This window comes from Micromonospora sp. M51 (genome assembly GCF_018070305.1).
In the GTDB taxonomy this organism is placed as follows: domain Bacteria; phylum Actinomycetota; class Actinomycetes; order Mycobacteriales; family Micromonosporaceae; genus Micromonospora; species Micromonospora parva.
Genome location: NZ_JAGPXZ010001058.1, coordinates 1 through 1,591, shown reverse-complemented (window position 1 = coordinate 1,591; position 1,591 = coordinate 1). Strand labels below are relative to the sequence as shown.

General features: G+C 69.3%; 1 protein-coding gene. It reads right to left on the bottom strand.

Annotated elements, in window-relative coordinates; all coding sequences use genetic code 11:
- Positions 1-54 precede the first annotated feature (54 nt).
- Positions 55-1,275, bottom strand: coding sequence for a sorbosone dehydrogenase family protein (locus tag KBX53_RS32415; RefSeq protein WP_030328292.1), 1,221 nt, complete (start codon positions 1,273-1,275; stop codon positions 55-57).
- Positions 1,276-1,591: the final 316 nt, after the last annotated feature.

Below are 1,591 nucleotides of genomic sequence, written 5' to 3'. Positions count from 1 at the left end.
TACCGACGCCGTCCGCGCCCATGCCACTCAGGGACCGCCGACCACGCCCTGCCGTCAGCGGGCGGCTGGCTGGACCCGCTCGAACCGCACCCGGCTCAGCCAGCCGGGAAGGTCACTGAGCACGTACAGTTCGCCGTTCACGTCGGTGCCGATCGCGGTGGGTTGGATGGGGAAGTTGCCGATCGTCGCGGACTCGTACCCGCCGGTGGGCTTGGGACGCACGGCGAACGCGAGGGTCGAGCAGTAGTCGCTCGCCACGTAGACACCCCGCGCCTCCGGGGTGGCGGACCCTCGGTACACCACGCCGCCGGTCACCGAGCAGTTCTCCGTGAGGTAGTGCTCGTACTCGAAGACCGGGTCGGTGTACCGCGTGCCCGGCCGGCACTGCGTCTGGTCGAAGACCGGAGTGCCCTCTCGGCAGGACCAGCCGAGGTTCGCCCCACGCTGCCACGGCCGGATGTGGTTGATCTCCTCGACCAGGCCCTGGCCGACATCACCGATCCACAGCGAGTTGTCGACCGGGTCGATGGAGAACCGCCACGGGTTGCGCAGCCCGAAGACCCAGATCTCCGGCCGTGCACCTGGCGTGCGGACGAACGGGTTGTCGGAGGGCACGCAGTACGGCTTCCCGCCGCAGGCGCGGTTGACGTCGATCCGCACGATCTTGCCGAGCAGGGTGCCGAGGTTCTGACCGGACTTGAACGGGTCGTTCGCGTGACCGCCGTCGCCGAGTGACCAGTAGAGGTAGCCGTCGCGGTCGAACGCCACCTGTCCGCCGTTGTGGTTGCCGTATTCGGCGTGCTCCTGGGTGAGCAGCACCTGCACCCGGTCAGGGGCCCCGATGGGCACTCGCGCCAGGGTCAACGCCCCGGCCGGCAGGCTCGTGTAGGCCACGTAGAGGATCCCGGTCCGCGCGAAGTTGGGTGCCGGCGTGATGCCGAGCAGGCCGCGCTCGTTGTCCGAGGTGTCGATCCGGGAGGTCAGGTCGAGCACCGGCTCGGCCGCCAGGCCCGTGTCGGGGTGATAGGCGCGGACGGTGCCGTTCTTCTCCGCGATCAGCATCCGGCCGTCCGGCAGCCCGGTGATCGCGATTGGCCGTTGCAGACCGAAGGCCACCTGTTCGGAGACCACGGTCAACTCGGCGAGGGGCACCGCGCGGGTGCGGGACGGGCCGGCCGCGCCGGCTACCGGCGCCGGTGGTAACAACAACGCACACAGGGCCAGAATGAGCAGCCCGGCCAGCATGGTGGCCGGGCGACGACGCCGTCGCGACATGTTTCAGCTCCTCAAGCAGGGTGGAGGTACGGGACGCAATCTGGGAGCGTTCCCACGATACATCGATTCGCACCAATCTCAAGCCCGTGCTCGCGCCGCCTCGGGCTGGGTGGCCGGACGAGTCCACGTTGAATACCGTCGATGTTGCACGAGCGGATCAGACGTGTTGGAATGGCTCATATCGCCGCAGCGCGGGGGCAACCGCGCTGGGAACGGCCAGCACGGGAGCATCGCAGTGCCAGCAGGGCGTCGCTTTGGCGGGCGCTCGCATGGCGCATCGCCGGGCCATCTCCCTGTCGACGGGCACGTGCCGGGC